We start from the raw sequence: 5,568 nt of genomic DNA, 5'->3' as shown, positions 1-5,568 counted from the left end.
GCGCTTGAGTTCCATACCGTGCGTGTTGCCGACGCGGCCGTCCGCGTTACCGATTACGGTATCGACGAGGCCCGCGCGGCCTGGAAGCCAGAATGGGGGGCCCAGCTCACTTATCAACAGCGCGATGAAGGCGCGATGTTCGCGGGGGATGACTGGGTCTCCGGTATGGTGACTTTTACGGTTCCGCTCTGGGCCGAAAGGAAGCAGGCGCCGAACTTGCGCGCCGCAAAGGCCGAGCGGGCCGGCGCCGAGCAACGCTACCAGGCCGCCGCACGGAATGCGGCGGCCCAGTATGCGTCCCGGGACGCCATTATCCGCGCGGCCGATGCCAGTATCGACGTCCTGCAGGTCAAGATCGCTGCCGTCGAAGACGAAGTCGAGGCCCAGCTGATTACCTATGAATCCGGTGTTGGCGGCTATGCGCCGATCATTGACGGCGAGATCGCCATTCTCAAACTCCGGGCGGAAATCGAAGCTGAAACGGCCCGCAAGGCCGCTGCGATCGCACGCCTGAATGCCCTCCTGGTGACACAATGAAAAAGACATTCCTGATAATGGGCACCGCATCTGCCGCCCTCTTGCTCGCCGCATGCGGCGCACCGGGCGGATCACCGGGCGGCCAGGGTGAAAAGCCGAACGCCTCGAGCGAGACGCAACGATACACCTGCCCCATGCACCCTCACTATATTTCGACCGATCCGGACGGCACCTGCCCGATCTGTGGCATGGACCTGGTGCCTGCCGACAAGGCCCAGGAACCAACGAGCTCAGCAGGCGAAATCCTTTACTACAAGCATCCCATGGGCAAGCCGGACACCTCGCCCGTTCCGAAAAAGGATTCCATGGGCATGGATTACATCCCGGTTTATGCCGATGACACCGGATCGGGCGTGGCCGTCTCGCCGGAAATGATCCAGACCATGGGGATCCGGACAGCACCTGCCGAGACCGGGGATTTCAGCCGTGTACTGAGAGCCTTCGGCACGGTCGAGACCAATGAACGGCTCGAAAATGTTACCGTCTCGCGGCTAGAAGGCTGGATTGAGAATCTGGCGGTCAATGCCGAGGGCGACACCGTCCGCCCCGGCAGTCTCCTCTACCGGATCTACAGTCCGGACCTGATCGCCGCGCAGAAAGATTATCTGAACTCGTTCAAGATCGGCAACGAAGCGCGCATCGCGTCGGTTCGCCAACGCCTGCGCTCCCTTGGCATGCAGAATGCGGCCATCGACCGGCTGACCGAAACCCGCCAGGTCATTGAACGTGTTCCAGTTTACGCAGAAGCCGGCGGCACGGTTGCCGAGCTTCAGGTCCGCAATGGCGACTATGTCAAACCCGGTACGCCCATATTACGGCTTCAATCCTATGCCGATGTGTGGGTCATTGCCTCTGTGCCGGAGAGCGATTTGCCTCTGGTGCAGGCAGGCATGCCGGCCGAACTCGATTTTCCGAGCGCGCCCGATGCCCCCGGTAAAGGCCAGGTCGACTATATCTATCCGACAATCGACCCGAAAACCCGTACAGCCGACGTCCGGATCGAAGTGGACAATGTGTCGGGCTATCTTCGCCCGGGCGCCTATGCGGACATAAGGCTGAATATCGGCGGCCGACCGCGTCTTTCGGTTCCAAGTGAAGCCATTCTGCTTGGTAGCGAGGGCGCCCGTGTCGTCATCGCCGAAGGCAATGGCCGTTTCTCCGGACGCGCGGTGCAAACTGGGATTTCGGCTGATGGCCGAACAGAGATCCTGTCGGGCCTGGAAAGCGGCGAAGTGGTCGTCGCCAGCGGCCAGTTCCTGCTCGATAGCGAAGCGAACCTGAAAGAAGGCCTTTCCAAGCTGGAAGCTCCAGATGCGAGTGCGGCCAGTCCGGAAACACCGCTCTTCGATATACCGGTGGACAGTAAAGCCCTCGCCGAAATCGATCACTTCACTGACATGGCGCTCTACTTCCACGAGGCCCTGACAGACGGGTATGACATCGATCCGCTATTCGTGGATCCGGCGCTCGCCCTGGTGCCAGTGCTGCGGGACCGTTACGCGAACACGAAACTGGCACCGGTCATGGATGCTACGCAAACCGCTCTCGCCGCCGCGCAAAACGCCACGGACCGCGAAGACCTTGCCACGCAACTCTCAGACCTGGTCGAGGCCTTGAAACCCTGGCTGCTGGAAGGCGCACCTCAGCATTACAGCGAGGCTGGTCTGGTGCTCTACCGGGACATGGCAACGGGCCGGTACTGGCTGCAGGAAGAAGCCAAACCGGCCAATCCGTACAGCGCAGATGGGGCCGAACGGATTGACTGGCCCAGGCCGATGGCCGGCATGTCGATGACGACCAATGACAGCGAGACTGGCGCTGACCAGGCCCCTGGGCATTCGGGGGACGGTCATGACTGAACGAAACGACAGAGACCTCGCGGGGCAAGACCCCTCCAGATCATGGGTGGCAAAGCTGATCTCCTGGTCGGTTTCCAACCAGCTCATCGTCCTCATGCTCGCCGCTGCACTGGCTGTGACCGGGTGGATGGCGATCCAGCGCACGCCGCTCGATGCAGTGCCGGACCTGACAGATACCCAGGTCATTATTCGTACCGATTTTCCGGGCCAGAGCCCGCAGATTGTCGAGGACCTCGTCACCTATCCACTATCGACGAACCTTCTCGGTCTGCCGAAGACCAAGGATGTGCGCGGCTCCTCAATGTTCGGCACCAGTTTTGTCTATGTCATATTTGACGATGATGTTGACCTCTACTGGGCCCGCTCGCGCGTGCTCGAAGCCTTGTCCCGGCTGGGGTCTGAACTCCCGGAAGGCGCCGTACCGCAGATAGGACCGGATGCGACCGGCGTTGGCTGGGTCTATCAGTATGCCTTGGTCGACAAAACCGGCAAGACCGATCTCGCCGAGCTGCGTTCACTCCAGGACTGGTTCCTGAAACTCGAACTGGCCGGTGTGGAGGGGGTCTCTGAAGTCGCCTCGGTCGGCGGTTTTGTCAGGGAATACCAGGTTCTCCTCGATCCCAATCGCCTGAGAAGTTACGACCTGTCGATCACCCGTATCCGTGACGCGGTCCGCGCAGCCTCAAGCGAAGTCGGTGGCCGCGTGCTCGAACAGGGCGAAACGGAATATGTCATCCGCTCATCAGGCTATGTCGATGAGAAGCTTGATCTCGAACAGGTCGTGGTCAAGGCAGAGGATGGCACCCCCGTCCAGCTGAGCCATGTCGCCCGGATTGTCGAAGGCCCGGCCCTCCGGCGCGGCATTGTCGAACTCAATGGCGAAGGCGAAACGGTGTCCGGCATCGTGGTGATGCGCGATGGCGAGAATGCGCTGTCGGTGATCGAACGTGTGAAGGAGAAACTTGATAGTCTCCAGCGCGGCCTGCCGGAAGGTGTCGAGATTGTCACTGTGTATGACCGCGCGCCACTCATCGAGGGTTCGGTCGATTATCTGAAAGACAAGCTGATCGAGGAAGGCATCGCGGTTGCGCTCGTCATCCTGATCTTCCTCCTCCATGTAAGGTCGTCTCTGGTTGCCATCATCACCTTGCCGCTCGGAGTGCTCGGCGCGTTCCTGATCATGTCCTGGCAAGGTGTCACAGCGAACATCATGTCACTTGGCGGGATCGCCATCGCGATCGGCGCCATGGTCGACGCCTCGATTGTGCTTGTCGAGAATGCCAGCCGGAAACTGGCGGATCTGGGACCGAAACCCGATCCGAGCGTGCGCCGCCAGGCGCTGGTCGAGTCGGCTCAGGAAGTCGGCCCCGGCATATTCTTTTCACTCCTCATCATCACGGTCTCCTTCCTGCCCGTCTTTGCCCTGACCGGTCAGAGCTTCAGGCTCTTCAGTCCTCTTGCCTATACCAAGACCTATGCGATGGCCTTCGCGGCCATTCTGTCGGTGACACTTGTCCCGGTTCTGATGCTGTACCTGATGCGGGGTCGGTTCCGGCGCGAGGAAGCCAATCCCCTGAACGCCTTCTTCGTCTGGGCCTACAAACCGCTGCTCCATCTAGCCCTGAGGTTCAAATGGATCACGGTCGCCCTAGCGCTCGCGCTGACGGCCACCGTCATCGTGCCGGTCCAGAGGATCGGCTCGGAATTCATGCCGGCCCTTTATGAAGGCGAGCTCCTCTACATGCCGACCACCCTGCCCGGCGTGTCATCCACCAAGATGCGGGAGATTCTTGGCCAGACAAACCGCGTCATCAAGACCGTGCCAGAAGTCGATCGTGTCTTCGGCAAGGCCGGGCGCGCCGATACCGCAACCGATCCAGCGCCACTCACCATGATCGAGACCTGGATCAAGCTGAAACCGAAGGAGGATTGGCGGCCAGGTGTGACGGTCGAGGACATCACCGATGAGCTCGATGCCAAGCTGCAAATGCCCGGCCTCGTGAATTCATGGGGCTATCCGATCAAGATTCGCATGGACATGGTTTCAACAGGAGTGCGCACGCCCATTGGCATCAAGGTTACGGGCGATGATCTGACAGAGATTGAGACCATTGCCCGGGACATAGAAGCGGCCATTTCGGACGTACCCGGAACGCGCTCGGCCTTCGCCGACAGGGTCATGGGCGGCAAATATCTCGAGATCACGCCGGACAGGGGCGAACTCGCCCGGCGGAATATCGACATGGCAGCCTTCCAGTCCGTGATCCGAACCGCCCTGGGCGGCATGACACTCTCCCAGTCTGTCGAGGGCCGGGAACGCTATGACATCATCCTGCGCTATGATCGGCCATTTCGTGAGAGCGCCACAGACCTGGAAGAGATACTCGTGCCCGCCCCGTCCGGCGCCCATATCCCTCTCAGCGAACTGGCGGACATTTCCTATACGGAAGGCCCGCCAATGATCCGATCGGAAAATGCCAGGCTGACTGGCTGGGTTTTCGTCGATATCGCGGACCGGGACATGGGCAGCTATGTTGCAGACGCCGGACAGGTGATTGCCAACGCCGTCGACCTGCCTGCGGGATATGCGGTGGAGTTCTCCGGACAGTATGAACAGATGCAGGAAGCGAATGCGCGGCTGAAGATCGCCATTCCAGCTGCGATTGCACTGATCTTCCTGCTGCTGATGCTACATTTCGGTCGGCTCGACCGGACCCTGATCATCATGGCCAGCCTGCCATTCGGCCTGGTCGGCGGAATGTGGGCCGTCTGGTTGGCAGGCTACAATCTGTCAGTAGCCGTCGCGGTCGGTTTCATCGCCCTGGGCGGCATCGCGGTCGAGACAGCCGTCGTGATGCTGCTCTATATCGACGCGGAAGTCCGCAAGGCGAACCCGTCTGACAGGAGCCAGCTTTTCGCAGCTGTCAGCAAGGGCGCGGCCATGCGCGTCAGGCCGAAGTTGATGACGGTCACGACCATTTTTGCAGGTCTTGCCCCGATCTTCCTGACCGACGGCCTCGGATCGGACGTCATGCGCCGGATTGCCCTGCCCATGCTTGGCGGCATGGCCTCAACCCTCATCCTCTCCCTGATCGTGATCCCGGCCATCTACTACATCCGGGTCGGGCTGCAGATTCCATCAGATTTACCCCGGGCCGAACCGGATAACCGG

At 60.8% G+C, this 5,568-nt stretch carries 3 protein-coding genes; all 3 read left to right on the top strand.

The features are described 5' to 3' along the window. Window positions 1-537 (top strand): TolC family protein (locus O4G74_RS15905; protein WP_269403506.1); only part of this gene is annotated, 537 nt, incomplete at its 5' end. Then, the gene (locus O4G74_RS15900) at window positions 534-2,396 is read left to right on the top strand and encodes an efflux RND transporter periplasmic adaptor subunit (RefSeq protein WP_269403505.1); all 1,863 of its coding nucleotides are present in this window, start codon (window positions 534-536) and stop codon (window positions 2,394-2,396) included. The genes O4G74_RS15905 and O4G74_RS15900, both read left to right, overlap by 4 nt. After that, the coding region (locus O4G74_RS15895; RefSeq protein WP_269403504.1) for an efflux RND transporter permease subunit at window positions 2,389-5,568 on the top strand (3,180 nt) is incomplete at its 3' end. The genes O4G74_RS15900 and O4G74_RS15895, both read left to right, overlap by 8 nt.

The sequence above is a fragment of the Henriciella marina genome (genome assembly GCF_027213945.1).
Lineage (GTDB): Bacteria > Pseudomonadota > Alphaproteobacteria > Caulobacterales > Hyphomonadaceae > Henriciella > Henriciella marina_A.
Note: the sequence above shows the minus strand (reverse complement) of the source record. Positions and strands in the feature narration are given on the sequence as shown.